This is a genomic window from Ochrobactrum sp. PL_is501 (genome assembly GCF_055816895.1).
In genome coordinates this window covers 158,366-181,694 of record NZ_JBVPGR010000033.1, presented here as the reverse complement: position 1 = coordinate 181,694, position 23,329 = coordinate 158,366, and the positions used below count along the sequence as shown (strand labels likewise).

The window sequence follows — 23,329 nt, the reverse complement described above, 5'->3', positions numbered from 1 at the left end:
ATGCGTAATATACCAAAGAATTTTGACAGCAGTTCAGTTGCCGAAATTGACAGGCGGTTGAGAGATATCGCGAATAATGACGAAGTTATTATTCCATTGGCAATCGAAAGCGGAAGCCGTGCGTGGGGATTTCCATCTCCCGACAGCGACTACGACTGTCGCTTTGTTTATGTTCTATCTCCAGAAGCAAGCTTTACCCTTTTTCCCAGAAGAGATGTAATCGAAACACCATTGACACCTGTTATAGATGTTAATGGTTGGGAGCTATCGAAAGCACTGAAGTTGATGCTTGCTGGCAACGCCGTCATTCTGGAATGGTTAACTTCGCCGATTGTTTATCACTCCGATGAAAAATTTCGCTTGGCATTGTTGGAACTGGCGGACTCCATTTGTGATAAGAACGGGGTAGCTCGTCATTATTTCCATCTAGCGCGAAATCAGTTTGAACGTTCGTTAGGCGATGGGAAGGAGATCGGGCTTAAGAAGATTTTTTACAGCCTGCGCCCGGTCATGGCGCTGCGATGGATGCGGCTCCACCCTGATCGTGGAGTGGCGCCGATGCATTTTCCGACGTTGTGCCAAGAGGCCGATTTATCAGCAGAAATCTGGAATAATGTGGCGGACCTGATGGCTCGCAAGGCTTTGACCCGAGAAATGGGAAAGGGCGATGTTCCAGCAGAAATCCTGTCGTTTCTGGTTGACGAGCTTCAGATCGCCGATAAATGGACCAGTTCTACAGCGAAGCAGGAAATTGATCCGGCCAAGAGAGAGCGTGTGGACAGGTTCTGGCGACAATGGGTAACTGCGTTATATAACGATGATACTGTTGTAGCGAACCCGTGGAATTCCAGTTCTGGCTAGGTAAAATCATGCTCGATCATATCGGATTCAACATTTCCAGCATGCCCAAGTCGCGGGCTTTTTATGATGCGGCGCTGGCGCCGCTCGGCATAGGCCGCGCCATGGAATTCGGCGATTGGGTGGGATATGGCCGCAATGGCAAGCCGGAATTCTGGATCGGCAAGCAGAAGGGTGCGAAGCTGGAGGGCGTGCTTCATGTCGCTTTTTCGGCTGGGACCCGCTCCGAGGTGGACCGCTTTTATGAAGCAGCCATTGCCGCTGGCGGCAAGGACAATGGCAAGCCCGGCCTGCGGGCGGATTATCATCCCGACTATTACGCCGCCTTTGTCATCGATCCGGACGGCCACAATATCGAGGCTGTCTGCCACCTGCCGGAATAAAAAAGCGAGCTTGCGCCCGCTTCTTATCCTCGCAACTTATACTCGCTCAAGCCAGTTTTGCGTCCAGCGTCACCTCGATAGCGCCCAACGCTTTTGAAAGCGGGCAGGACTGCTTGGCCTTGTTCGCAAGCGTCTCGAAATCCTCCGCCGAGATGCCGGGGATTTTGGCGTTGAGCGTGAGTGCGCTGCGGCTGATTTCAAAGCCACCGCCGGAAGCCGGGCCGATGCTGACGACTGCGGTTGCCTCAAGCTTTTCGGGCGGAGTGCCGTGTTCTGTCAGGAGGGCTGAAAGCTGCATGGCGAAACAGCCTGCATGGGCGGCACCCAGAAGCTCTTCCGGATTGGTGCCGGAGCGACCGCTTTCGTCCTGAAAACGAGCCTTGAAATCGTAGGGCAGATCCTTCAGCGCACCGCTTTGCGTGTTGAGGGTGCCTTTGCCTTCCTTCAGCGTGCCTTGCCAGACGGCGGTTGCTTTTCTGTCCATGGGAAGCTCTCCTCTCGGTTGGGATTTCCGCTACCGATATAGGGCGGTCCGGGAACGGGTCCAGCACTCAGATGGCCTGTCCTTTCAGCAGACGCGGGGTATCGCCTGAAAGGCCCGCAGCCTGCTTGATGAAGAAGGATTTCAGCGCTGGAACCCGGTCGACAAGACCAAGCCCGATATCGCGGATTGAGCGGATAGCCGGATTGTCGTTGGAGAAAAGCCGGGTCAGGACGTCGGTGGTGACGCCCATCTGCACCGTATCGAAGCGGCGCCACGACTGATAGCGTTCAAGGGCTGCGAAAGATCCGATATCGAGGCCAAGGCGATCCGTTTCGACCACCACTTCGGCAATCGCCGCCGCGTCGCGGAAACCGAGGTTGAGGCCCTGACCGGCGATAGGATGGATACGATGTGCTGCGTCGCCCACCAGCACGAAGCGCGGCTTTACAAATTCGCGCGCCAGCGTGAGGCCGAGCGGGAAGGCACGGCGCGGCCCTTCGACATGCAGGGCGCCCAGACGATGGCCGAAGCGCTGTTCCAGTTCAGCTTCGAACACGAAATCATCCTCGCGGATGAGCCGCTCGGCATCCGCCGTGCGCTCGGTCCAGACCAGTGAGCTGCGATTGCCCTTCAGCGGAAGGATCGCAAATGGACCGGCGGGCAGAAAATGCTCATCGGCGCGGCCGCCATGCGGGCGCTCGTGCGCCACATTGCAGACGATGCCGGACTGACCATAATCCCAGTTCACGGTCTTGATGCCCGCCAGATCGCGCAGCCGCGAGCGCGCACCGTCGGCAGCGATCAAGAGACGCGTTTCCAGCCTGTCGCCATTGGACAGCGTAACGGTCACGCTTTCGGGCCGGGTTTCGAAATTGTCGACGCTCACCGCCTCAAGGAAGACAATACCGAGGGCATCCGCCTTGTTGTGCAATGCCGTGTTGAGCACACGGTTCTCGACCATATGGGCGAAAGGCTCGCCCGGTTCCGCTTCTCCCTCGAAGGTGAGGAACACGGGACGGACCGGATCGGATGTTCGCGAATCGGTGATGACCATTTCGGTGATAGGCTGGGCATCCGGCAGAATTTCCTGCCAGCAGCCGAGCTTGTCGAGCATCCGCGAGGCGGCCGCGGCGATGGAGGAGGCGCGGGGATCGTTTTTCCAGGCGCCCGCAGGCGCGCCGTCGATCACCGTCACGGAAAGGTGCGGGGCCGCTGACCTGATTGCGACCGCCGTGACAAGGCCGACATAGCCGCCGCCTGCAATCACCACATCGTTATTGCGCGCTGCTTCCTGCTTTTTTCGGACGGCCATTTGTCATTTCCTTTCGAGAATCTATCTCACGATAGCATTTCCAGCAAAAGTGCGAAGCGGTTTTGCGCGAGGCAAATGCTTGGAAACAAAGAGATAGAGCGGTTTCGCGATTCTGGTTTAGCTGGAACCGCTCACGCGCTGTTTTGGCATATATCGCCGGTCAGGGAACCCGATATTTTGCCGCGGCGCATACCGAAACCTGCCGTCTGCTCCGCTGCCAGGGACAGCTTTTCCCGCGCGGTTCTTGACAGGTTCCAACGCTCCGGCTCAAACAAGAACCCGAAGCATATATATGGTTGCAGGAGACAGGCTGTCCATGTCCGATGAAGAAAAGCCCGGTATCGAGCAGACGGCGGCAATGCGCGAACTGCTATCGATCCTCGATCTCGAAACGCTTGAGGTGGACCTGTTCCGGGGCAACAGCCCGCAGGTAGGCTGGCAGCGGGTTTTCGGGGGGCAGGTGATTGGGCAAGCGCTGATTGCCGCGCAGCGCACGGTCGAACCGGAGCGCCATGTGCACTCGCTCCATGCCTATTTCGTGCGGCCCGGCGATCCGGCCATCCCCATAGTCTATGAGGTGGACCGCATCCGTGATGGTTCCAGCTTCAGCACCCGGCGCGTTCTGGCCAAGCAACATGGCAAGGCAATTTTCTCGTTATCCGCTTCGTTCCAGATCGACGAAGGCGGGCTTGAGCATCAGATGCCGATGCCGGAAGGGCTGCCTATGCCCGAGCAACTCGTCGGCGATCGCGACATCAAGGAACAATATCTCCATATGGCGCCGCCCAATGTCCGCAAATACTGGGAGCGGGAGCGGCCCATCGAGATCAAGCCCGTATCGCTGACCCATTATTTCTCGCGGGAGAAACTCGAGCCCGTCCAGCATGTATGGGTCAGGGCGCGCGGCATCGTGCCGGATGACCGGGCACTGCAGGCCGCCATTCTCGCCTATCTGTCCGATATGACGCTGCTCGACACGTCGCTTCATCCGCATGGCCGGACTATCTTCGACCGCGACATGCAGGTGGCGAGCCTCGACCATGCCATGTGGTTTCATCGACCGTGCAGGCTCGATGACTGGCTTCTCTATACGCAGGATACGCCGAGCGCTTCAGGCGCACGCGGCTTCAATCGCGGCGCGCTCTACACCCGCGATGGCGTGCTGATCGCATCAGTCGCGCAGGAAGGCCTGATCCGCGTGCACGAGGAAAATAAATGATTAATTATTAATCATGAGCTGAATAGGCGATTAAATTTGAGGCATTTCGCTGCTGGCTGGCGAGATGCCGAGGGGTAAAAAGCGAATCGAATGAATCAGTTAAGGCATCATTCGGTCTGAAGCTGCATCCGTGGCACCACGTTCCTAGCTGCGAATTTCCGCATCCGGCGCGCCGAATGTCATAAAATTTCCGGTTAATTTGCCTGCTTCGGCCAACTGGCATGAATTTTGTTTCTCTCTGTTTGAACCGGTCTTTCCAGCGCAGCCGCGTTTGAAGCCGCCCTTCGACGGAGATATTCGATGCTCATAACAGGAAGAAACAAGCAAACGGCCCTTCTGGCCAGCCTGCCCGCGCTCCTCGCCATGGCGGGGACGGCGATGGCACAGGACGCCGCCCCGACACCAACCCTCGATACGGGCGATACGGCGTGGATGCTGACTTCAACCGCGCTGGTGTTGATGATGACGATACCGGGTCTGGCGCTGTTCTATGGCGGCATGGTGCGCAAGAAGAACGTGCTGTCCACAGTGATGCAGAGCTTTGCGATCACCTGCCTCATGTCCGTTCTGTGGATGGTTGCAGGCTATTCGCTCGCCTTCACCGATGGCGGTTCGCTGAATTCATTTATCGGCGGGCTTTCCAAGGCGTTCTTCTCCGGCGTCACGATGGGATCGCTGACAGGGACCATTCCCGAATATGTGTTCATCACTTTCCAGATGACCTTTGCCGTCATCACGCCTGCGCTTATCGCCGGATCGTTTGCCGAACGCATGAAGTTTTCCTCCATGCTGGTGTTCCTGACGCTATGGCTGTTCATCGTCTATATCCCGGTTGCCCACTGGGTCTGGGGCGGCGGCTTCATGGCGTCGGATGGCGTGCTTGATTTTGCCGGCGGCACGGTTGTCCATATCAATGCCGGTGTCGCCGGTCTGGTGGCTGCCCTCATCCTCGGCAAGCGTGACGGCTACGGCCACACCAACATGGCACCGCATAATCTGGTGCTCTCGGTCATCGGCGCTGCCCTTCTGTGGGTCGGCTGGTTCGGATTCAATGCGGGCTCTGCTGTCGGGGCCAATGCGCTTGCGGGCGTTGCCATGCTCAACACGCAGGTTGCGACCGCTGGTGCTGCACTGGCCTGGATGTTCGTGGAATGGGCGGTTGCTGGCAGGCCAAGCGTGCTCGGCATCATTTCGGGCGCTGTCGCGGGGCTCGTCGCCGTCACGCCTGCAGCCGGTTTTGTCAATCCGACTGGCGCGCTCATCATCGGCATAGTGGCCGGTGCGGTCTGCTACGTGGCGGCTGTGAAGATCAAGCATGCGCTCGGGTACGACGATTCACTCGATGCCTTCGGCGTTCATGGTGTCGGCGGCTTCGTCGGCGCGGTGCTGACCGGCCTCTTTGCCGATGCGGCGATCAACCCGGCCAGCGAAGGCGCCACCATCGGCAAGCAGTTCTTCGGCGCTGCTGTCACGGTCGTCTACACGGCCATCGCCACCGCGATCATTCTTTACGTGGTCAAGGCCGTCATGGGCCTGCGGCCCAGCAAGCAGGCCGAGATCGAGGGGCTGGATATCGCGCTGCATGGGGAGTCGGTGCAGTGAGGATGGGAGTAGGGGAGTAGGGGAGTAGGGGAGTAGGGAGGTGTTTCCCTGCTTGTCGGGCTTTCGGAAGGCGCGGGCGATCCCCGCGCCTTTTCCTTTATTTGCCGAGCCTCATGCATGGTTAATGAGGAATTAACCATCCGACGATTAGGATCGGACCGATTCAATGCGCCCGGAGCAAGTCCGCTCAGGGGCCAGCAAATATTTTCGGTTCGGGACAGGCTATATGCGGCAAGGATATTCGCCCTCATACCCGCTGCGTGACGAGCGGATTACGGAAGACAGGCTGAAACTGGCCAATCTCTTCCGCAGGCAGTTCTATATCCTGTTTGGATTGGGGCTTCTCGCGCTCACCGGCATGGCTGTCGGCGCGCTGGCGACATGGAATGTCGCCGATCCGAGCTTCAGCCACGCGACCGACAATCCGGTAACGAATGCGCTGGGCTATCCCGGTGCTGTGTTCTCCGATATTGCCATGCAGTTTTTCGGCCTGGCGAGCGTTCCCGCCCTGCTTCCGCTTGCTGTCTGGTCGCTGCTGATGATGACGCGCGGCGGCATCGGGCGGGTGGCCAAGCGCAGTTTTGCGTGGCTTGGCGCCGCACTCCTGTTTGCGGCGATTGCCAGCTGCTTCGCGGTACCGGCAAGCTGGCCGATGCCGATTGGTCTCGGTGGCGTCTTTGGCGACATGATCCTGAAATTTCCGGGGCTTTTCCTTGGCAGTTTTCCGCAAGGGGCCATCGCCTCGGGCATTGCGCTCATCCTTGCTGTCCCGGCTTTCTGGCTCTGCCTTTTTGCCAGCGGCATCGTCGGGCGCGGGGCAGGTGTCGTCAATCCTGCGCAAGCCTCAGCCCGCCGCGGCGCGGAAGATGATGATTTTGCCGCAGATGAAGACGATGAAGCGTCCGCTGGTGGCGGTTTCCAGCTTGTCGGCGCGCTCACGCATCTGGTTTTGACCACGACCGCCAATTTCAAGCGCCTGACCGGGCTTGGCCGTCGCCGCCCGCGCGAGGACGATTTCGACGATATGCGCGTGGTGCGCCGCAACGCCGAAGCGCGCAATGCGCCGCGCAGGGAACCCGGTTTCGGGGCGCCTGCCGCCGTCGACGACGCGCCGCCTTTCGATATGGACGATATGGATGACGACACGCCGCTCGCCGGTCAGGAATGGCATGATGCGCCGCCGCCCCGCGCCCGCAAGGCGCGTGTGGAACAGGCCGCACCGTCGCCGAAGCCCGGCCCGCGCGCCCAGCGCGAGGCGCAGCCCTCCTTCCTTAAGGACAATGGCGTTTTTGAAATGCCGTCGCTCCATTTCCTTGCCGAACCGAAGCTCGTTCAGCGCGACCCCGCGCTTTCCAAGGATGCGCTGGAACAGAATGCGCGTCTGCTTGAAGGCGTGCTGGAAGATTTCGGCGTGCGCGGCGAAATCATCAATGTGAAGCCCGGCCCGGTGGTGACGCTTTATGAGCTTGAACCGGCTCCCGGCATCAAGTCCTCGCGCGTCATCGGCCTTGCCGACGACATTGCCCGCTCGATGAGCGCGATCGCGGCGCGCGTTGCGGTCATTCCGGGGCGCAATGCCATCGGTATCGAACTGCCGAACCCGAAGCGCGAAATGGTTTACCTGCGCGAAATGCTGGCGAGCCGTGACTTCGAGCAATCGAAGGCGAAGCTGGCGCTGGCGCTCGGCAAAACCATCAATGGCGAGCCGGTCATCGCCGACATTGCAAAGATGCCCCACGTACTGGTTGCGGGTACCACCGGTTCGGGCAAGTCGGTGGCCATCAACACCATGATCCTGTCGCTGCTCTATCGCATGACGCCGCAGGAATGCCGCCTCATCATGATCGACCCAAAAATGCTGGAACTCTCCGTCTATGACGGCATTCCGCATCTGCTGACGCCGGTTGTGACCGATCCGAAGAAGGCGGTTGTCGCGCTCAAATGGACCGTGCGCGAAATGGAAGACCGTTATCGCAAGATGTCCAAGGTCGGCGTGCGCAACATCGACGGCTTCAACCAGCGTGTCGGTCTTGCACAGAAAAAGGGCGAGCCGATTGCGCGAACCGTGCAGACCGGCTTTGACCGCAATACGGGCGAGGCGATCTACGAGACGGAAGAACTCGATCTCGAACCGATGCCCTATATCGTCGTGATCATCGACGAAATGGCCGACCTGATGATGGTCGCGGGCAAGGATATCGAAGGCGCGGTGCAGCGTCTGGCGCAGATGGCGCGTGCGGCGGGCATTCACGTCATCATGGCCACGCAGCGCCCCTCGGTCGATGTCATCACCGGCACGATCAAGGCCAATTTCCCGACCCGCATTTCGTTTCAGGTCACATCGAAAATCGACAGCCGCACCATTCTGGGCGAGCAGGGCGCCGAACAGCTTCTCGGCCAGGGCGACATGCTCTTCATGGCTGGCGGCGGACGCATCCAGCGCGTGCACGGCCCATTCGTTGGCGACGACGAGGTGGAGCGCATCGTGCAGCATCTGAAGCTTCAGGGCGTCCCGGAATATCTCGACGCCATCACCGAGGATGAAGACGACGACGAGGGCGGCAGCGGCCCGGCTGGCACCGGCAATCTGGAGGATTCCGACGATCCGTATGATCAGGCCGTTGCGGTGGTGCTGCGCGACAAGAAGGCGTCGACGTCCTACATCCAGCGCCGTCTGGGCATCGGCTACAACCGCGCCGCCTCGATCATCGAGCGCATGGAAGAGGAAGGCATTGTCGGCCCCGCCAACCATGCCGGAAAGCGCGAAATACTGGTGCCCACCGAAGATGACTATTAATGGCCATACTAGCGCCAAACTGGCGGTCTAATTAGCTACCATGATGAAAAGAGAAAGTTTGTCGATGATGCTCTCCCGTTTGTCCGCGTTTGCAAAAGCTGGCCGTCTCGCAGCCGTGCTGGGCATCGGAGTACTGGGATCGGGTGTGGCGCTGCCGGTTCTGACGCCAGCCGTGGCGCAGGCTCAAGGGGCAGGCGGCAGTGGGGCTGCGGCACAGCAGATTGCCGATCATTTCTCGTCGGTGCGCACCATGACCGGCGAGTTCGTGCAGTTCGGCCCGAAGGGCGAGCAGACGGGCGGCACTTTCTATATCGAGCGTCCGGGCAAGATTCGCTTCAACTATAACAATTCCCCGATCCGGGTGATTTCCGATGGCGAATCGGTCGTCATCAACAATCGCAAGCTCGACACATGGGACCTCTATCCGCTTTCGAAGACGCCCCTGAAGCTGCTTCTGGCAGACCGCATTGATCTTGGCGGCGGCCGTCTTCAGAATGTGAAGCAGGAGCCGGACATGACCACGCTGGTGCTGGGCGACAAGTCGATCTTCGGCGATTCGAAAATCACCATGATGTTCGACCCCAAATCCTACGAGCTGAAGCAGTGGACCATCACCGACGCGCAAAAGCTCGATACGACCGTGATGATCTTCAACGTGCGCAGCGGCGTGCGTTTTACCGACGATATGTTCAAGATCGACTATCAGCGCATCGCCATGAAGCGTAAAGGTCAGTAGCCGTCAGTTTGTGACAGGCAATCCGTTTGCATTTGCCGGATAAATGATTAGGTTCGCGGCATCTTTTTCGTTGCTGCGAGTCCTATCTTCATGGCTTTTTCCGTTGCTACCTGGAACATCAATTCCGTTCGCCTGCGCATGCCGTTGGTCGAACAGTTTCTGCGCGACTATCAGCCGGATGTTCTGTGCCTTCAGGAAACGAAATGTCCCGACAATCTGTTTCCGGCCAAAGGGTTTCGCGCGCTCGGTTATGAACATATCGCGATCAGCGGACAGAAGGGCTATCATGGCGTGGCGACAGTTTCCAAGCGTCCGCTGACGGGCGTGGAAAAGATCGGTTTTTGCGACATGGGCGATTGTCGGCACCTGAGCGCGGTAGTGGAAGCAGGCGGCAAAAAGCTCCGCATCCATAATTTCTACGTGCCCGCGGGCGGGGATGAGCCGGACCCCGAGATCAACCCCAAGTTCGCGCACAAGCTGGCCTTTCTTGAGGAAATGCGTGCAATTGTGGCCGACCGGCAGGATGGGCTGTCATCTATCCTCGTCGGCGATCTCAACATCGCCCCGCTCGAAAACGATGTCTGGTCGCACAAGCAGCTTTTGAAGATCGTCAGCCATACGCCGATAGAGACCGAAACGCTGGAAGACCTGCGTGTGAAGGGCGGCTGGAGCGACCTGATGCGGCATCTGATTCCGGCAGACCAGAAAATCTTCACCTGGTGGAGCTATCGCGCCAAGGACTGGGATGAATCGGATCGTGGCCGCAGGCTGGATCACGTCTGGGGTTCCGCCGATCTTGAAGGGCATATGCAGGGTCTGCAAATCCTTCGCGATGCGCGCGGATGGGATCGTCCGTCCGATCACGTGCCAGTTATTGCGACATTCGATCTGGATTAACAGGATCGCAAGGCCTATATAGGACGCAGTCAAAACAAGGAGAGAAGAACGATGGATCGGATGGCACTGTTTCAAATGACCAGTGTTTTCAATGTTTCCATGGTTCGCGATGTCTTCTCTTCTCACACTTCAGGATGTTTCCTGCGTTACGGCTGATGGCCGTACCCTCTTCGAATCCGTCAATTTCAGCGTAGCCGAAGGCCGCATCGGTCTGGTTGGGCGCAATGGCGTCGGCAAATCGACGCTGTTGCGCATCATGAGCGGGATGCTGCTTCCGACGAGCGGAAATGTGACCGCCAATGGAAGCATCGGCGTTCTGCGGCAGAATGTCGGCGGCAATGCTGTCATGACGCTTGCGGATATTTTCGATGCACGGGCAGGCTTCGATATTCTGACCCGTATTGAGCGGGGGCTGGCCAGTGACAGCGATCTGGATGAGGCCGACTGGCTTTTGCCGCAGCGCTTCACCGACGCGCTGCAGGAACTTGGCCTGCCTGATTTGGCTCCCGACACCCGCATTTCAACCTTGAGCGGAGGCCAGCAAACACGCGCGGCGCTTGCCGCCCTTATCTTCCACAAGCCCGATCTTATTCTACTGGATGAGCCGACCAATAATCTCGATCGCGCCGGTCGTTTGGCCGTTGTGGAACTTCTCTCCGCCTGGCGTGGAGCAGCCGTCGTGGTCAGCCATGACCGTGAGCTGCTACGGACCATGGATGCGATAGCGGAATTGTCCCCGGGGGGGCTTCGCTTCTATGGCGGTAACTGGGATTTCTATCAGGAGAAGAGAGCTGAGGAGCGTGAAACGGCGGCACGCGATCTTGCAACGGCGCGGCGCGAGGTCAGGCAGGTCGAACGCAAGGCGCAGGCCGCAGCCGAAAGACAGGCACGCAGTGACGCGCGCGGCCGCGCGTCGCGGGCCGATGCGGGGATGAGCAAGATGCTGCTCGATGCCCGGCAAGACCGTGCGCAACAGTCGAAGGGGCGGGGCGATGCATTGGCGGAACGCCAGTCCGCCCAGGCAAACGAACGGTTGCAGGAGGCCCAGGCGAAAGTCGAGCGGGTGAAGCCGATGCATTTCGATGTGACAGGCGCAGTTCCGCCGTCCGGGCGGGTGATGCTGGAGATGCAAAATGTCTCAGGCGGACCTCAAGCCGACCACCCGGTGATTCGTGACCTGTCGCTGAAGATTGTTGGAGCCGAGCGTGTGGTGGTTACGGGGCCAAATGGTGCAGGCAAGACCAGCCTGTTGCGGCTGATGACGGGCGATCTTCAGCCTGTGGCCGGAACCGTGATGCGTCCGGCGCGTCTGGCGATGTTCGACCAGCAGATGAGCCTGATGGATCGCGACCAGACGCTTTATGAAAATTATCGGCGCCTCAATCCGGGCTCCAGCGACAACGACGCGCATGCGGCGCTGGCGCGCTTTTCGTTTCGCGGCGAGGGTGCTTCACGGCTTGCCGGTAGCCTCAGCGGCGGTGAATTGTTGAGGGCTGCACTTGCCTGCGTTCTCGGTGGAACGAGGCTTCCCGAACTGCTGATCCTCGATGAACCCACGAATCATCTCGACCTCGATTCCATCGAGGCGCTGGAAACCGCACTCAACACCTATGAGGGGGCGCTGATCGTCGTGAGCCACGATCAGGCTTTCCTTGAGGCTATCGGGGCGGGAAGGAGAATTGATCTTTGAAGAGGGTCAGTCGCCATTCAAGCGCGGCGCGACTTTTTCGATTTCGCCGATCAGCTGGAGCAGATCGCGGCTGATGTGGGAATGAAGTACGGCTGCCGCTTCCGGATATTCTTCGAGGATACGCCGAAAGATTGCGCGGCTGATACGTACGACTTCCGTTTCCTCTTCGGCGAGAGCGCCTGTCAGGCGGCTGGTTTGCGCGATCAGCGCCATTTCGCCGATCATTGCGCCTGGCCCGACGGAGCGGATCGTGACCCGCCCCTCTTCGCTATCGTGAAACAGGGTAATGTTGCCGGAGACGACGATATATCCGCAGTCCGCGCTTTGTCCCTCACGGAAAAGCTCTCGCCCTGCTCTGAGAACGAGACGTTCCGCACCAAAGGCAAGCAGCCGCAGCTGTTCGGGCGTAAAAGACTCGAACAGGCCTACGGAACCGAGAATGCGAATATCATCATCAAGCGCCATGGATCGTCAATACACCTGCATCGGGCGCCGTCCATCATGGGACAAGCTTGTATCCCCCGCTTTCTGTGACCAGAAGCGCCGCATTGGACGGATCTTTTTCTATTTTCTGTCGCAGACGATAGACATGGGTTTCCAGCGTGTGCGTGGTAACGCCTGAATTGTAGCCCCACACTTCTTCCAGCAGGACATCGCGACCGATAACCTTGTCGCCGGCGCGATAGAGATACTTGATGATCGCCGCTTCCTTTTCGGTGAGGCGAATCTTGCTGCCCTTCTCGTCGATGAGCAGCTTCTGGCCGGGCTTGAACGTATAGGGGCCGACGATGAAGGTCGCATCCTCGCTCTGCTCGTGCTGGCGCAGTTGCGCGCGCACGCGCGCCAGAAGCACCGCGAACTTGAACGGCTTGGTGACGTAATCGTTGGCGCCCGATTCGAGGCCGAGAATCGTATCCGATTCCGTATCGTGCCCGGTGAGCATGATGATCGGCGCCTTGAAACCACCCTTGCGCAGCAGTTTTACGGCTTCGCGCCCATCCATATCCGGCAGGCCGACATCCATGATGAGGAGGTCCACAATGCCGTTTCGCGCAGTCTGGATGCCCTTGGTGGCATTGTCTTCCTGCAGGATCTGGAATTCTTCGCACAGCTCCAGCTGTTCGACGAGGATGGAACGGAGATCTTCGTCATCGTCCACAATCAGTATCGTACGGCCTGTCATGCCTGTCCTCGTTACTCTTTGATTTAAATGGCTCTTGGTGTTTTATGACATTTAATGGAGACAAGTTGAAGCGGCGAAACGTGAAACAGGTTTTCGCGCCCGCCGACAACGGTTTTTAACATGCATGACACGGAGGCGGGAGCTTGGCCAGATACACAATTAGCCGGGGAATCGGCGTTATCGATGTGCGGGCCAAACCGGGCCACAAAACGCGCGGCTTGCTTGTTGCGGGCAATCTGGTGCTGGAATGTGCTCTTGGCAAGGGGGGAATCAGCGCTTTCAAGCGCGAAGGCGATGGCGCGACGCCTCTGGCAACCATGCGGCTGCTCTATGGATACAGGCGTGGCGACAAGGGTTTGTTGCCATCCTCACGGTTGCCGCTCGGCCGCGTCCGCCGTCTGGACGGCTGGTGCGATGCGCCGTCCGATGCCAATTACAACCGTCCCGTCAGGCTGCCTTATGCGGCAAGCCACGAGGATATGTGGCGGCGCGACGATCTCTACGATGTCTGCATTGTCATGGATTGGAACATCGCGCCGCGCCGTCGCGGATGCGGCAGTGCGATCTTCTTCCATCTGGCGCGACCGGGCTACACGCCGACCGAAGGCTGCATAGCATTGAAGCGCGCCGATATGGCGCGCCTCCTGCCTCATCTGACGGACCGGACTGTCATCCGCGTCCTGAGATAGTTGCCTCAGTGTGCGGCAGCTATTCTGACCTCATTGCCATTGGCATCGTAGAGCTTGCCGTTCAGGAAATAATCTCCGTCATGCAACTCAGCGATATTGTGATGACGGATGATGCGTTCGGTTCCTTCCGCAAAGACTGACATCTGGTTGCTGTTGCCGAGCTTGATCTCATTGAACATCAGGTTGAGCGCAATAGCCATCAATGCCGCCGAACTGATGCCGGAATGAAATACGGTTTCGAACCAGATCGGGAAGTGATGATAGAACTGCGGTGCGGCAATCGGGATCATGCCGAAGCCAATCGAGGTCGCCACGATGATGAGATTGATGTTGTTCTCATAGTCGACCTTTGACAGCGTGCGGATGCCGCTCGCAGCCACGGTGCCGAACAGGACTACGCCCGCTCCGCCCAGAACCGCAGGAGGAACGCAGGCAATCACCCGGCCCATCACCGGCAGGAGGCCGAGCGTGATGAGGATCAGCCCGCCGGTTGCGACGACATAGCGGCTCTTCACGCCTGTCACAGCAACAAGGCCGACATTCTGCGCGAAGGCGCTCTGCGTGAAGGAGCCGACGACCGGCGACAGGATGCTTGAGAGCATATCCGCGCGCAGGCCATTGGCGAGACGTCGTGAATCCACTTTCGTCCCGAGGATTTCACCGACAGCCAGAATATCGGCAGAGGTCTCGACCAGCGTAACCATGATCACGATGAACATCGAGAGCGTTGCCGCAAAGTTGAATACCGGCATGCCGAAATGGAAAACCTCCGGCAATGCCACCATCGTGCCTTCGCCCACCCGTGAAAAATCGGTCATGCCGAGCGCCCAGGCAATAAAGGTTCCGATGACCATGGCAAGCAGGATCGAAAGCCGCGAAATCGTGGCATTGCCCATCTTGCTTAGAATGAGAACGATGACCAGCGTGAGTCCCGCAAGGCCGATATTGGCCATGCTGCCGAATTCCGGGCTGTTGCTGTCGCCGCCCATCGCCCAGCGCGCTGCAACGGGCATCAGCGTCAGGCCGATGGTGGTGATGACGATGCCGGTGACGAGCGGAGGAAAGAAGCGCGTGATGCGCGAGAATATCGGCGTGATGATAAGGCCGATCACGGCTGCCGCGATGACGGCCCCCAGCACGACTTGCAAGCCTGCTTCGCCCGTCTGGCTCGATGTGACGATGGCGACCATGGTGGCGACGCCCGAAAACGAGACGCCTTGAACAAGCGGAAGCTGGCAGCCGAAAAAGGGAATGCCGATGGTTTGCAGGACGGTCGCAACACCGCCCGCAAACAAGGATGCGGTGATCAGCAGGCCGATCTCGGTCGGGCTGAGACCCGCCGCCTGGCCGATGATCAGCGGAACCGCGACGATCCCTCCATACATGGTCAGCACATGCTGAAAGCCGTAAGCCAGATTGGCAGTGACAGATAATTTTTCATCTTCGGGACGCGAAAGCGCATCCGCCCCGGACTGGTGCGTATTCAATGATACTCCCTCCCAGCAGGCGCGAACGCGTCGTCAGCCTGCTCTCTCCGTTCTCCCTGCGCCCGATCATCGTGGCATGCCTTCCGGCACCGAACCGACGATGAAATGCGCGATGTCTCCTCCAAAGACATGTCGTAGGAGTATAACCGGAGCCGTCCGGTTGACTGTGCCTCTTTTGCTTGAAATTGTTTTCGATGCGGGAGCGCTAATGCTGAGGGATCACCCGTCGATTTTGGCGCGGGCGTCTCGCATCGCATCGCGCAGTACCGCAAAAATGTACGGTTCCAGCGATTGGGCGACATTGAAGCGCAGAAAACCGCTTGCCGTTCGCGACGCGCTGAAGACGTTGCCGGGTGCCAGCAGTACGCCTTTTTCCAGAGCATGCCGGGCAATCTGGGCGGAGTCCAGCCCATCCGGCAATTGCGCCCAAAGGAACATGCCGCCCGGCGGCTCGGTCCAAAGAGTGAGGCCCTCCGCTTTCAGGCGGTTGGCTGTCAGTGTCATGGCATCGGCCAGCTTGGCGCGCAGGCTGTCGACATGGCGGCGATAGGTGCCGTCCGTCAGAAGTGCATGCACGATCTGCGGCGACAATGCATTGCCGCCGAAGCTGGTGGCGAGTTTCAGGTCGGTCAGCCCGTCGATCCAGTCGCTACGCCCGGCGATATAGCCAACGCGGGCCGCTGCCGACAGCGTCTTGGAGAAGCTGCCGATATGCAGGACGCGATCGAATCCGTCGAGTTCGGCAAGCAATGGCGCGGGAGAGGGATGAAAGTCGCCGAAGATATTGTCTTCGACGAGCGTGATGCCATGCGCTTCGGCGAGCTTCAGCAGCCGGTGCGCGGTGGCTGGCGTCATTGAGCCGCCGGTCGGGTTATGCAGCCCGGCATTGGATATATAGAGTTTCGGCGCGTGTTCGCTGGCAGCTCTGGCAAAGGCTTCGAGGTCAGGGCCGGTATGGCTATAGGGCACGCCGACGAGTTTGACGCGGTGGGTCAGAAGCACGGCCTGAAAGTTGAAGTAACAGGGATCGTCGACCAGAACCGTATCGCCCGGCTGCAGCAGATAGCGGCAGATGAGATCGATGGCCTGCGTGCCGGAATCGGCCAGCAATATGTCGCCGCTCGACACGTCGATGCCCTGTTCGCCAAGCCGGTGCGCAAGATGCTGGCGCAGGGGACGAAAACCAAGGGGTTCGCCATAGGTGGCAAGATTGCTTGTCTCGTCACGGGCGACCATGCGCATGGCACGCCGGATCGCGTCCTGCGGGAGCCATGCGTCGGGAAGCCAGCCGCATCCGGGTTTAAGCGTGGCATCGCCTGCTTCAAGCGATTGCCGCATGACCCAGAACGGATCGATCTGGCGCTCCTTGTGTGGCGTGTTGGTGGCGAGCGAAAGCGGCTGGCGCGCGCGCTCCGAAACATAGAAGCCCGCGCCGCGCCGCGACTGGATGATACCTTCTGCCACCAGCCGGTCATAAGCTTCAACGACAGTGGATTTCGAGACATTCATCGTTTCGGCGAGGCGGCGGATGGAAGGCAGCCGCGCGCCCGGTGCGAGGCTCATCGCGGTAATGCGTCCGCGAATAATGCTCATCACCTTTTCAACGAGCGGCACCCTGTCGGCAGCGATGTTTTCGTCGCCAGCCTCAATTTCCCCGCCTGCATAGGCGGCTTCTACAGCTTCGAGGCTGCGCAGCAGGCCCGTCGAAATCATCTGTACTATCCTTCGTACCAGTACAGTTTGTCGAAATTGTCCGGGAACTGTCCCTGATTATTCGGGCAGTTTCGCGGCATTGTCCTGCGAATCTTTATACGATTTTAGAGAAAGCCGAAAAGACACAATGAACAAGAATGTTGGGCATAAGACCGGGGGATGGATCAACGGGTTTTTGGGCGTATTGATTTTTTCCGGGTCGCTGCCGGCGACACGGCTGGCGGTAATCGATATCGACCCGACCTTCCTGACAATGGTGCGCGCGTCGATTGCAGGCGTGCTGGGACTGGCGCTCCTGCTGGCGTTCCGGGAACCTTTTCCACGCCGGAACGATGCCATTTCGCTGATTGTGGTGGCGCTTGGCGTGGTCGTCGGCTTTCCGCTTCTGACGGGGCTTGCGCTCCAGCATATGACCTCCGCCCATGCGATTGTCTTTATCGGATTGCTGCCGCTCGCTACCGCAATCTTCGCTGTTTTGCGCGGCGGCGAGCGCCCACGCCCGATGTTCTGGCTGTTTTCGGTGGTGGGAAGCCTGATTGTCGCTTCCTATGCCTATGGACAGGGAAGCCAGTCCACGCTGCTGGGGGATGTGCTTATGCTTGCCGCTGTCATCGTTTGCGGTCTGGGCTATGCGGAAGGGGCACAGCTTTCGCGCAGGCTCGGCGGCTGGCAGGTCATCTGCTGGGCGCTGGTGTTCTCGCTGCCGCTCATGCTGCCGTTAAGCGTGATGACGCGGCCTGAGACATGGGCAGGCATCGGCGCGCCGGCCTGGATAAGTCTCGGCTATGTTTCGCTGTTCTCGATGCTGATCGGCTTTTTCTTCTGGTATCGCGGCCTTGCGCAGGGCGGAGCCGCCACAGTCGGCCAGTTACAGCTTCTCCAGCCCTTCTTTGGGCTTATGCTGGCTGCCGGCATCGCAGGAGAATCCGTCAGCATGGGGATGGTGGCGACGGCGGCTGTAGTCGTTGCCTGCGTGGCGGGTGCCAAGCGGTTTGCCTAAATAAATGCCCAGACGGTCGTGCTCTTGACTTCCGCGTCTTCCAGGGCGCGGGTCACCGGCACCGTGTAGACGTCAAGCTGTTGCAGCTTGTCCTTGGGCAGATAGGCACGGCCCGGATCACCAACTATGATCCGGGCGCCGCGTGCCGCCAAGGCTGAAAACCATGGCATGAGCCGCTCGGCGAGCGGCTTTTCATAAAAGACGTCTCCGGCCAGAATCACGTCCCAGCCGGCATCGTGCCCGATGAGGTCATCCAAAGAGGGGGAAACCGACACGCCATTGGCCTCAGCATTGAGTTCGATGGCTGGCCCCGCGAAGGGATCGATGTCAGAAGCCAGCACGCTTGATGCGCCCGCCCGCATGGCGGCAATGGCGACAAGGCCGGAACCCGATGCGAAATCCAGCACCGTCTGGTCCTTCACCGTTTCGGGATGATCCAGAATATAGCGCGCCACACCCTGACCGCCCGCCCATGCGAAAGCCCAGAAGGGCGGCGGAAGGCCGATCGTGGCAAGCTCTTCCTCCGTCTTGTGCCAGAGGTCGTGGGCTTCATCAGCCAGATGAAGGCGAATTTCCGGCACATGCGGCGGCGCTTGCAGACTGGTGTTGGCCAGAATGAAATCGCGCGCGCTTTTATGGGCCGGATCAAGCATCAGATATCTTTGACATCCAGTCCGCCCATGCGGCAGACTTCGATCCATTCGTCTTCCAAAACCGGCTGTACCGAAAGACGCATCGAGGTGACGAGCGCCATTTTCTCCAGCTTCGGATTGGCCTTCACATCTTTCAGCGTCACCGGCTTCGGCATGTCGCGGACAGCCCGGATATCCACGCATTCCCAGCGCGGATCGTCCGTTGTGCTGTCATGGTGCGCCAGCGCGCAGACCTCGACGATGCCGACAACTTCCAGCCCTTCATTGGAATGGTAGAAGAAGCCCTTGTCGCCCAGTTTCATGGCGCGCATGTTGTTGCGCGCCTGATAATTGCGCACACCGTCCCACTGCTCGCCTTTTTCGCCACGGGCTTTCTGCATTTCCCATGACCATTTGAACGGTTCGGATTTGAACAGCCAGTAAGCCATCAGTCACAAGCCTCAAGCGTTAGCCGGATTGTTGATCACCCAGTTCCACGGACGCACGGTCACGCTGTCGAACAGGCCCGCCAGCGCATAAGGATCGTTGGCGGCGATCTTTTCTGCTTCGGCCTTGTCGGCGGCTTCGACAACGACCAGGCTGCCGTTCGGCTTGCCGTCTTCACCAAGGAAGGGGCCTGCAAATTTCAGCCCGTCGCCAAGACCCTTGAGATAGTCGAGATGCGCAGGGCGCGTATCGAGGCGCACTTGCAGGTGGTCCGGCTTGTCGTTGCACAGAAGAGCAAAAAGCATCGTCAATTATCCTTTCCGTTGAGCATGGTCTTGTCCGAAAACCGGTTCCCGCTTTTCGGGATCATGCTCTAATCTTCGGTCTTGAGTGGTCGGGTGAGCAGAGCCGTCACGGCTTCGTCAATGGTGATGGTCCCATCCAGCAGCGCTCCCGTCGCATCGATGATGGGGGCGGAGATGGCGTGTTTGCGGCATAATTCGGCGGCGATCGGCGCGGTGGCCACGCCTTCGGCAAGCGGGCGGTTGGTGAGGTCTTCGCCTCGTCCAAGCGCCAGCCCGTAGGAATAGTTGCGCGACTGCGACGAAGAGCAGGTCAGCATCAGGTCGCCGAGGCCGGAAAGGCCCATGATGGTTTCGGGTTTCGCCCCCATGGCCTGACCGATGCGGCGGAGTTCCGCAAATCCGCGCGTGACGAGGGCCGCCTGTGCGCTGGCCCCAAAACCGCGCCCGACGGCTGCACCGGCGGCAATGGCAAGGACATTTTTCAGGGCGCCGCCGATCTCGACGCCCTTGAGATCGGTTGTCGAATAGCAGCGGAAAGCCGGACCGGACAGGAGTGCTGCAAGCTGGTCGGCAGTTGGGGCGTCCTCGCAGGCAACGGTCACAGCGGTCGGAAGCCCTCTGGCGACGTCTGTTGCAAAACTTGGACCGGATAGCGCCGCAATCCGGTGGTTCGGCAGAACTTCCGCCACGACCTCCGACATCAGCCGCCCGGTGTTGCGTTCTATCCCCTTGGCGCAAAGCACCACGGGCGCGCGTTGCGCTATGAAGTCGGACAATTGCGAAAGTCCGGCACGCATGGCCTGCGCGGGGATGACGGCCAGAACGGCATCAGCACCCTCCACGACAGCCGCCGCATCCGTGCTTGCATGAATAGCGTCGGGAAGCACGATTTCGCCCAGATAACGCGGATTGCGGTGGGTCCGGTTGATGGCCTCGACCGTTTCGTCATCGCGGGCGTAGAGCCATGTGTCATGGCCGCTGTTGCACGCCATGGCCGCAAGGGCTGTGCCCCAGGCACCGCCGCCCAGAATGGCGATTTTCGTGCTCATGCCTTGGCTCCGCGTCGTCCGGTTCCGATCAGTGGAGCCGACTTTTCATCGAGCGGCCAGCGCGAGCGGGGTGCAAGGTCGAGCTTGTCGGGCGCCTCTGTTGCGGCCCGTTCGGCACCAGCCCAGGCAATCATCGCGGCATTGTCGGTGCACAGATCAAGCGGTGGAGCGACAAAGCTGAAACCATGCCGGGCGCATAGGGTTTCGAGCGCGGCGCGCAGGGTCTTGTTGGCGGCAACCCCGCCAGCGACAACGAGCGCCGGTGTTTCGCAATCGGGGAATTCATTTTTGAAGCGTTCAAGCGAACGACCCACCCGGTCGGACAGCGTGTCGGCGACCGCAGCCTGAAAAGAGGCGCACATATCGGCCACGTCCTGATCCGACAAGGGAACAAGTTCGGTTGCCGTCTGGCGCACTGCGGTCTTGAGACCGGAAAAGGAAAAATCGAGCCGTGCTTCGCCTTTCAATGGCCGCGGCAGGGCGAAACGCTTCGGATCGCCCTGAAGCGCCATGCGTTCGACTGCCGGGCCGCCCGGATAAGGCAGGCCCAGAAGCTTTGCGGTCTTGTCGAAAGCTTCGCCAAGTGCATCGTCAATCGTGGTGCCGAGGCGCTCATAGTCGCCAATGCCGCGCACCAGCACCATCTGCGTATGGCCGCCCGAAACGAGCAGCAGCAGATAGGGAAAAGGCAGGTCATCGGTCAGCCGCGCCGTCAAGGCATGGCCCTCCAGATGATTGACGGCATAAAACGGCTTCTGAGCCGCCATGGCCAGCGCCTTGGCGGTCATCAGCCCGACGATCAGCCCGCCGATCAGTCCCGGCCCTGCCGTGGCGGCGACAGCATCGACGTCGGCAAGTTTCATGTCGGCGTCGTCCAGTGCGCGGGCAACCAGCCGGTCCAGCGCTTCGACATGGGCGCGCGCGGCGATCTCCGGCACCACGCCGCCATAGGGCTCGTGCTCGGCGATCTGGCTCAGAACCACATTGGACAATATCCGTCCTTCGCCCCGATCGTCCCGTTCGACGATTGCGGCGGCTGTTTCGTCGCAACTTGTTTCTATTCCAAGAATGCGCATTTGCGGTTAGACCCTGCCTGTCTCATAATTCATTTGAAAAATCCGGTACCATGGACGGCGCAATATGCAAACAGCATCCTTGAAGAATGGCACGTTGAAGATAGGCACGCGGGGCAGCAAGCTTGCTCTCGCCCAGGCTTACGAGACGCGTCGCCGCCTGATGGAGGCGCATGGTCTTCCGGAAGAAGCCATCGAAATCATTCCCATGTCGACGGCAGGCGACCGCATTCAGGATCGCGCGCTTTCCGAGATCGGCGGCAAGGGGCTTTTTACCGAGGAGATCGAACAGGCGCTGACAGACGGCCGAATCGATCTCGCCGTCCATTCCACCAAGGATATGCCGACGGTTCTGCCTGATGGTCTTCATCTTTCCGTTTTTCTTGAGCGCGAAGACCCCCGCGATGCCTTTATCGGCCGCACGGCCTCCCGCCTTCTCGATCTGCCGCAGGGGGCGACGGTCGGATCGTCATCCTTGCGTCGCCAGGCCTTGATCCGCCGCCTTCGTCCTGACATTCAAGTGGTGATTTTCCGCGGCAATGTCGATACCCGCCTGCGCAAGCTGGAAGCCGGGGAAGTCGACGGGACGTTTCTTGCCTGTGCGGGATTGCGGCGTCTGGGGCTTGGCGATGTCATTACCGATCTGGCCGATCCGGAAAGTTTCCCGCCTGCGCCGGGACAAGGCGCCATCGGGATCGAAACCCGTATCGGCGATACGCGCATCGATGCGCTGCTGGCCCCGCTTGCGCACCGCGAAACAGGCATAGCGCTTGCTTGCGAACGGGCGTTTCTGGCTGCGCTTGACGGTTCCTGCCGCACACCGATTGCCGGGCTTGCGACGGTCAACGGCGATACGGTTTCATTCCACGGCATGATCTTGAAGCCGGATGGGACTGAGGCGCATGAGATAAGGGCCGAGGGACCGACATCGAATGCTGCCGCACTCGGCACGGACGCAGCAGAGCAGTTGCGCGCGAAGGCCGGTCCCAAATTCTTCGAGGGCTGGGAGTAGATTTGGCGGCGCGAGCACACACCGCATCTCTTGGCCGGGTTCTGGTGACGCGGCCGCAACCGGCAGGCACCCGGACCGCCGCGAGACTGGCGTCGAAGGGCTATGAGCCGGTTTTGCTTCCGCTGAGCCGGACCGTTGCGCTTTCTTTTGCTGTGCCCGTCGGTCCCTTTGCGGCTTTGACAGTGACAAGCGCCAACGCCTTTCACCACATGGACATGGAACAGCTGAAGCCGTTTCTTGACCTGCCGCTCTTTGCCGTGGGGCAGGGAACGGCGCAGGCAGCACGGAAGGCTGGTTTCGGCTGCGTGATCGATGGCGGCGGCGATGCTGTTCGGCTTGCGGCGACCATGCAGCGCGAACTTCCCGAACAATCCCGTGTTCTTTATCTTGCCGGACGGGTGCGTCAGCCGGTTTTCGAAGACGAAATGCGGGCCGCGAAACTCGATATGCATGTTGTCGATGTCTATGATACCGAGATGAGTGTTTACACGGCTGCGTCGCTTCAAACCGTGCTGGGCGACACGCCTTTTGCCGCAGTCATGCTTTATTCCGGTATTGCGGCGATGAGCTTTGTGGATGCGATGCGCGAAATCGAGCCGCCCATTGATGCGAAAACGCGGTTTTTGTGCATTTCTGGCCGTGTGGCTGACCGTTTGCCGCCCAACTGGAGGGCAAATGCCCTTGTTGCGGACCATCCTGATGAAGAAGGGCTTTTCCGGCTGTTTGCCAAACTTTGACTCATTTTGGCGCAACCTTCCTTC

Annotated in this window: 23 protein-coding genes; 12 read left to right on the top strand and 11 right to left on the bottom strand. The window is 59.6% G+C overall.

The features are described 5' to 3' along the window. Both AC0TOF_RS09250 and AC0TOF_RS09245 read left to right on the top strand, forming a co-directional pair. Entirely contained in the window at positions 1–861 is an 861-nt protein-coding gene (locus AC0TOF_RS09250; protein ID WP_473768014.1) for a nucleotidyltransferase domain-containing protein, read from the top strand. Between the two features lie 8 nt (positions 862–869). Next, positions 870–1,241, top strand: coding sequence for a VOC family protein (locus tag AC0TOF_RS09245; protein WP_006470952.1), 372 nt, complete (start codon positions 870–872; stop codon positions 1,239–1,241). A gap of 46 nt (positions 1,242–1,287) precedes the next feature. On the opposite strand, the gene AC0TOF_RS09240 is transcribed toward AC0TOF_RS09245, so the two are convergent. After that, positions 1,288–1,725 carry an OsmC family protein gene (locus tag AC0TOF_RS09240; protein WP_473768013.1) on the bottom strand — a complete coding sequence of 146 codons (438 nt, stop codon included), beginning with the start codon at positions 1,723–1,725 and terminating at the stop codon, positions 1,288–1,290. Positions 1,726–1,792: 67 nt separating this feature from the next. Then, complete coding sequence (locus AC0TOF_RS09235; RefSeq protein WP_473768012.1) at positions 1,793–3,037, bottom strand: ubiquinone biosynthesis hydroxylase; 1,245 nt, start codon at positions 3,035–3,037, stop codon at positions 1,793–1,795. Between the two features lie 316 nt (positions 3,038–3,353). Between AC0TOF_RS09235 and tesB the strand changes: the two genes are divergently transcribed. From tesB to AC0TOF_RS09205, 6 genes are all read left to right on the top strand, one after another. After that, the gene (tesB, locus tag AC0TOF_RS09230; RefSeq protein ID WP_473768011.1) at positions 3,354–4,256 is read left to right on the top strand and encodes an acyl-CoA thioesterase II; all 903 of its coding nucleotides are present in this window, start codon (positions 3,354–3,356) and stop codon (positions 4,254–4,256) included. A gap of 300 nt (positions 4,257–4,556) precedes the next feature. Beyond that, complete coding sequence (locus AC0TOF_RS09225; protein ID WP_473768010.1) at positions 4,557–5,858, top strand: ammonium transporter; 1,302 nt, start codon at positions 4,557–4,559, stop codon at positions 5,856–5,858. A 226-nt stretch (positions 5,859–6,084) separates the two neighbouring features. Then, positions 6,085–8,655 (top strand): DNA translocase FtsK, encoded by a 2,571-nt coding sequence (locus AC0TOF_RS09220; RefSeq protein WP_473768009.1) that lies wholly within the window; start codon positions 6,085–6,087, stop codon positions 8,653–8,655. A 64-nt stretch (positions 8,656–8,719) separates the two neighbouring features. Then, positions 8,720–9,391 (top strand): outer membrane lipoprotein carrier protein LolA, encoded by a 672-nt coding sequence (locus AC0TOF_RS09215; protein WP_473768008.1) that lies wholly within the window; start codon positions 8,720–8,722, stop codon positions 9,389–9,391. A 90-nt stretch (positions 9,392–9,481) separates the two neighbouring features. Next, complete coding sequence (locus AC0TOF_RS09210; protein WP_473768007.1) at positions 9,482–10,288, top strand: exodeoxyribonuclease III; 807 nt, start codon at positions 9,482–9,484, stop codon at positions 10,286–10,288. A gap of 109 nt (positions 10,289–10,397) precedes the next feature. Then, positions 10,398–11,978 carry an ABC-F family ATP-binding cassette domain-containing protein gene (locus AC0TOF_RS09205; RefSeq protein ID WP_473768006.1) on the top strand — a complete coding sequence of 527 codons (1,581 nt, stop codon included), beginning with the start codon at positions 10,398–10,400 and terminating at the stop codon, positions 11,976–11,978. Between the two features lie 6 nt (positions 11,979–11,984). Here AC0TOF_RS09205 and AC0TOF_RS09200 read toward each other — a convergent pair whose 3' ends face one another. Both AC0TOF_RS09200 and optR read right to left on the bottom strand, forming a co-directional pair. Next, on the bottom strand, positions 11,985–12,443 hold the full coding sequence (locus AC0TOF_RS09200; RefSeq protein WP_473768005.1) for a cyclic nucleotide-binding domain-containing protein: 459 nt from the start codon (positions 12,441–12,443) through the stop codon (positions 11,985–11,987). Positions 12,444–12,477: 34 nt separating this feature from the next. Then, positions 12,478–13,161 carry a response regulator OptR gene (gene optR / locus AC0TOF_RS09195; RefSeq protein WP_006467959.1) on the bottom strand — a complete coding sequence of 228 codons (684 nt, stop codon included), beginning with the start codon at positions 13,159–13,161 and terminating at the stop codon, positions 12,478–12,480. Positions 13,162–13,304: 143 nt separating this feature from the next. Here optR and AC0TOF_RS09190 point away from each other — a divergent pair, with 143 nt between their 5' ends. Beyond that, positions 13,305–13,850, top strand: coding sequence for a L,D-transpeptidase family protein (locus tag AC0TOF_RS09190; RefSeq protein WP_473768004.1), 546 nt, complete (start codon positions 13,305–13,307; stop codon positions 13,848–13,850). A 5-nt stretch (positions 13,851–13,855) separates the two neighbouring features. Here AC0TOF_RS09190 and AC0TOF_RS09185 read toward each other — a convergent pair whose 3' ends face one another. Next, positions 13,856–15,337, bottom strand: coding sequence for a nucleobase:cation symporter-2 family protein (locus AC0TOF_RS09185; RefSeq protein ID WP_473768003.1), 1,482 nt, complete (start codon positions 15,335–15,337; stop codon positions 13,856–13,858). 219 nt (positions 15,338–15,556) lie between these two features. Beyond that, the gene (locus tag AC0TOF_RS09180; protein ID WP_473768002.1) at positions 15,557–17,050 is read right to left on the bottom strand and encodes an aminotransferase-like domain-containing protein; all 1,494 of its coding nucleotides are present in this window, start codon (positions 17,048–17,050) and stop codon (positions 15,557–15,559) included. Positions 17,051–17,177: 127 nt separating this feature from the next. Here AC0TOF_RS09180 and AC0TOF_RS09175 point away from each other — a divergent pair, with 127 nt between their 5' ends. Next, on the top strand, positions 17,178–18,050 hold the full coding sequence (locus AC0TOF_RS09175; protein ID WP_473768001.1) for a DMT family transporter: 873 nt from the start codon (positions 17,178–17,180) through the stop codon (positions 18,048–18,050). Here the strand turns inward: AC0TOF_RS09175 and AC0TOF_RS09170 are convergent. The 5 genes from AC0TOF_RS09170 to tsaD form a co-directional block, all read right to left on the bottom strand. After that, entirely contained in the window at positions 18,047–18,703 is a 657-nt protein-coding gene (locus AC0TOF_RS09170; protein WP_473768000.1) for a class I SAM-dependent methyltransferase, read from the bottom strand. The genes AC0TOF_RS09175 and AC0TOF_RS09170 overlap by 4 nt on opposite strands. Then, a complete protein-coding gene (locus AC0TOF_RS09165; protein ID WP_121982353.1) occupies positions 18,703–19,131 on the bottom strand; it encodes an EVE domain-containing protein in 429 nt (142 codons plus the stop codon). The genes AC0TOF_RS09170 and AC0TOF_RS09165 overlap by 1 nt, the downstream gene beginning before the upstream one ends. Positions 19,132–19,143: 12 nt before the next feature. Next, complete coding sequence (locus AC0TOF_RS09160) at positions 19,144–19,434, bottom strand: YciI-like protein (protein WP_473767999.1); 291 nt, start codon at positions 19,432–19,434, stop codon at positions 19,144–19,146. A gap of 68 nt (positions 19,435–19,502) precedes the next feature. Then, the gene (locus tag AC0TOF_RS09155; RefSeq protein WP_121999935.1) at positions 19,503–20,483 is read right to left on the bottom strand and encodes an NAD(P)H-dependent glycerol-3-phosphate dehydrogenase; all 981 of its coding nucleotides are present in this window, start codon (positions 20,481–20,483) and stop codon (positions 19,503–19,505) included. After that, a complete protein-coding gene (gene tsaD, locus AC0TOF_RS09150) occupies positions 20,480–21,559 on the bottom strand; it encodes a tRNA (adenosine(37)-N6)-threonylcarbamoyltransferase complex transferase subunit TsaD (protein ID WP_473767998.1) in 1,080 nt (359 codons plus the stop codon). The genes AC0TOF_RS09155 and tsaD overlap by 4 nt, the downstream gene beginning before the upstream one ends. A 64-nt stretch (positions 21,560–21,623) precedes the next feature. Between tsaD and hemC the strand changes: the two genes are divergently transcribed. Beyond that, a complete protein-coding gene (hemC, locus tag AC0TOF_RS09145) occupies positions 21,624–22,568 on the top strand; it encodes a hydroxymethylbilane synthase (protein WP_473767997.1) in 945 nt (314 codons plus the stop codon). 2 nt (positions 22,569–22,570) lie between these two features. Continuing rightward, positions 22,571–23,305 carry a uroporphyrinogen-III synthase gene (locus tag AC0TOF_RS09140; RefSeq protein ID WP_473767996.1) on the top strand — a complete coding sequence of 245 codons (735 nt, stop codon included), beginning with the start codon at positions 22,571–22,573 and terminating at the stop codon, positions 23,303–23,305. Positions 23,306–23,329 lie beyond the last annotated feature (24 nt).

Bases quoted from the DNA above. Each gene is read 5' to 3' on its own strand.
- AC0TOF_RS09250 (WP_473768014.1), top strand. From the start codon at position 1: ATGCGTAATATACCAAAGAATTTTGACAGCAGTTCAGTTGCCGAAATT.
- AC0TOF_RS09155 (WP_121999935.1), bottom strand. From the start codon at position 20,483: ATGAGCACGAAAATCGCCATTCTGGGCGGCGGTGCCTGGGGCACAGCC.
- AC0TOF_RS09215 (WP_473768008.1), top strand. From the start codon at position 8,720: ATGATGCTCTCCCGTTTGTCCGCGTTTGCAAAAGCTGGCCGTCTCGCA.
- AC0TOF_RS09160 (WP_473767999.1), bottom strand. From the start codon at position 19,434: ATGCTTTTTGCTCTTCTGTGCAACGACAAGCCGGACCACCTGCAAGTG.
- AC0TOF_RS09210 (WP_473768007.1), top strand. From the start codon at position 9,482: ATGGCTTTTTCCGTTGCTACCTGGAACATCAATTCCGTTCGCCTGCGC.
- AC0TOF_RS09165 (WP_121982353.1), bottom strand. From the start codon at position 19,131: ATGGCTTACTGGCTGTTCAAATCCGAACCGTTCAAATGGTCATGGGAA.
- AC0TOF_RS09225 (WP_473768010.1), top strand. From the start codon at position 4,557: ATGCTCATAACAGGAAGAAACAAGCAAACGGCCCTTCTGGCCAGCCTG.
- AC0TOF_RS09170 (WP_473768000.1), bottom strand. From the start codon at position 18,703: ATGCTTGATCCGGCCCATAAAAGCGCGCGCGATTTCATTCTGGCCAAC.
- AC0TOF_RS09240 (WP_473768013.1), bottom strand. From the start codon at position 1,725: ATGGACAGAAAAGCAACCGCCGTCTGGCAAGGCACGCTGAAGGAAGGC.
- optR (WP_006467959.1), bottom strand. From the start codon at position 13,161: ATGACAGGCCGTACGATACTGATTGTGGACGATGACGAAGATCTCCGT.
- AC0TOF_RS09200 (WP_473768005.1), bottom strand. From the start codon at position 12,443: ATGGCGCTTGATGATGATATTCGCATTCTCGGTTCCGTAGGCCTGTTC.
- AC0TOF_RS09180 (WP_473768002.1), bottom strand. From the start codon at position 17,050: ATGATTTCGACGGGCCTGCTGCGCAGCCTCGAAGCTGTAGAAGCCGCC.
- AC0TOF_RS09235 (WP_473768012.1), bottom strand. From the start codon at position 3,037: ATGGCCGTCCGAAAAAAGCAGGAAGCAGCGCGCAATAACGATGTGGTG.
- AC0TOF_RS09220 (WP_473768009.1), top strand. From the start codon at position 6,085: ATGCGGCAAGGATATTCGCCCTCATACCCGCTGCGTGACGAGCGGATT.
- AC0TOF_RS09175 (WP_473768001.1), top strand. From the start codon at position 17,178: ATGAACAAGAATGTTGGGCATAAGACCGGGGGATGGATCAACGGGTTT.
- hemC (WP_473767997.1), top strand. From the start codon at position 21,624: ATGCAAACAGCATCCTTGAAGAATGGCACGTTGAAGATAGGCACGCGG.
- tesB (WP_473768011.1), top strand. From the start codon at position 3,354: ATGTCCGATGAAGAAAAGCCCGGTATCGAGCAGACGGCGGCAATGCGC.
- AC0TOF_RS09205 (WP_473768006.1), top strand. From the start codon at position 10,398: ATGTCTTCTCTTCTCACACTTCAGGATGTTTCCTGCGTTACGGCTGAT.
- AC0TOF_RS09245 (WP_006470952.1), top strand. From the start codon at position 870: ATGCTCGATCATATCGGATTCAACATTTCCAGCATGCCCAAGTCGCGG.
- tsaD (WP_473767998.1), bottom strand. From the start codon at position 21,559: ATGCGCATTCTTGGAATAGAAACAAGTTGCGACGAAACAGCCGCCGCA.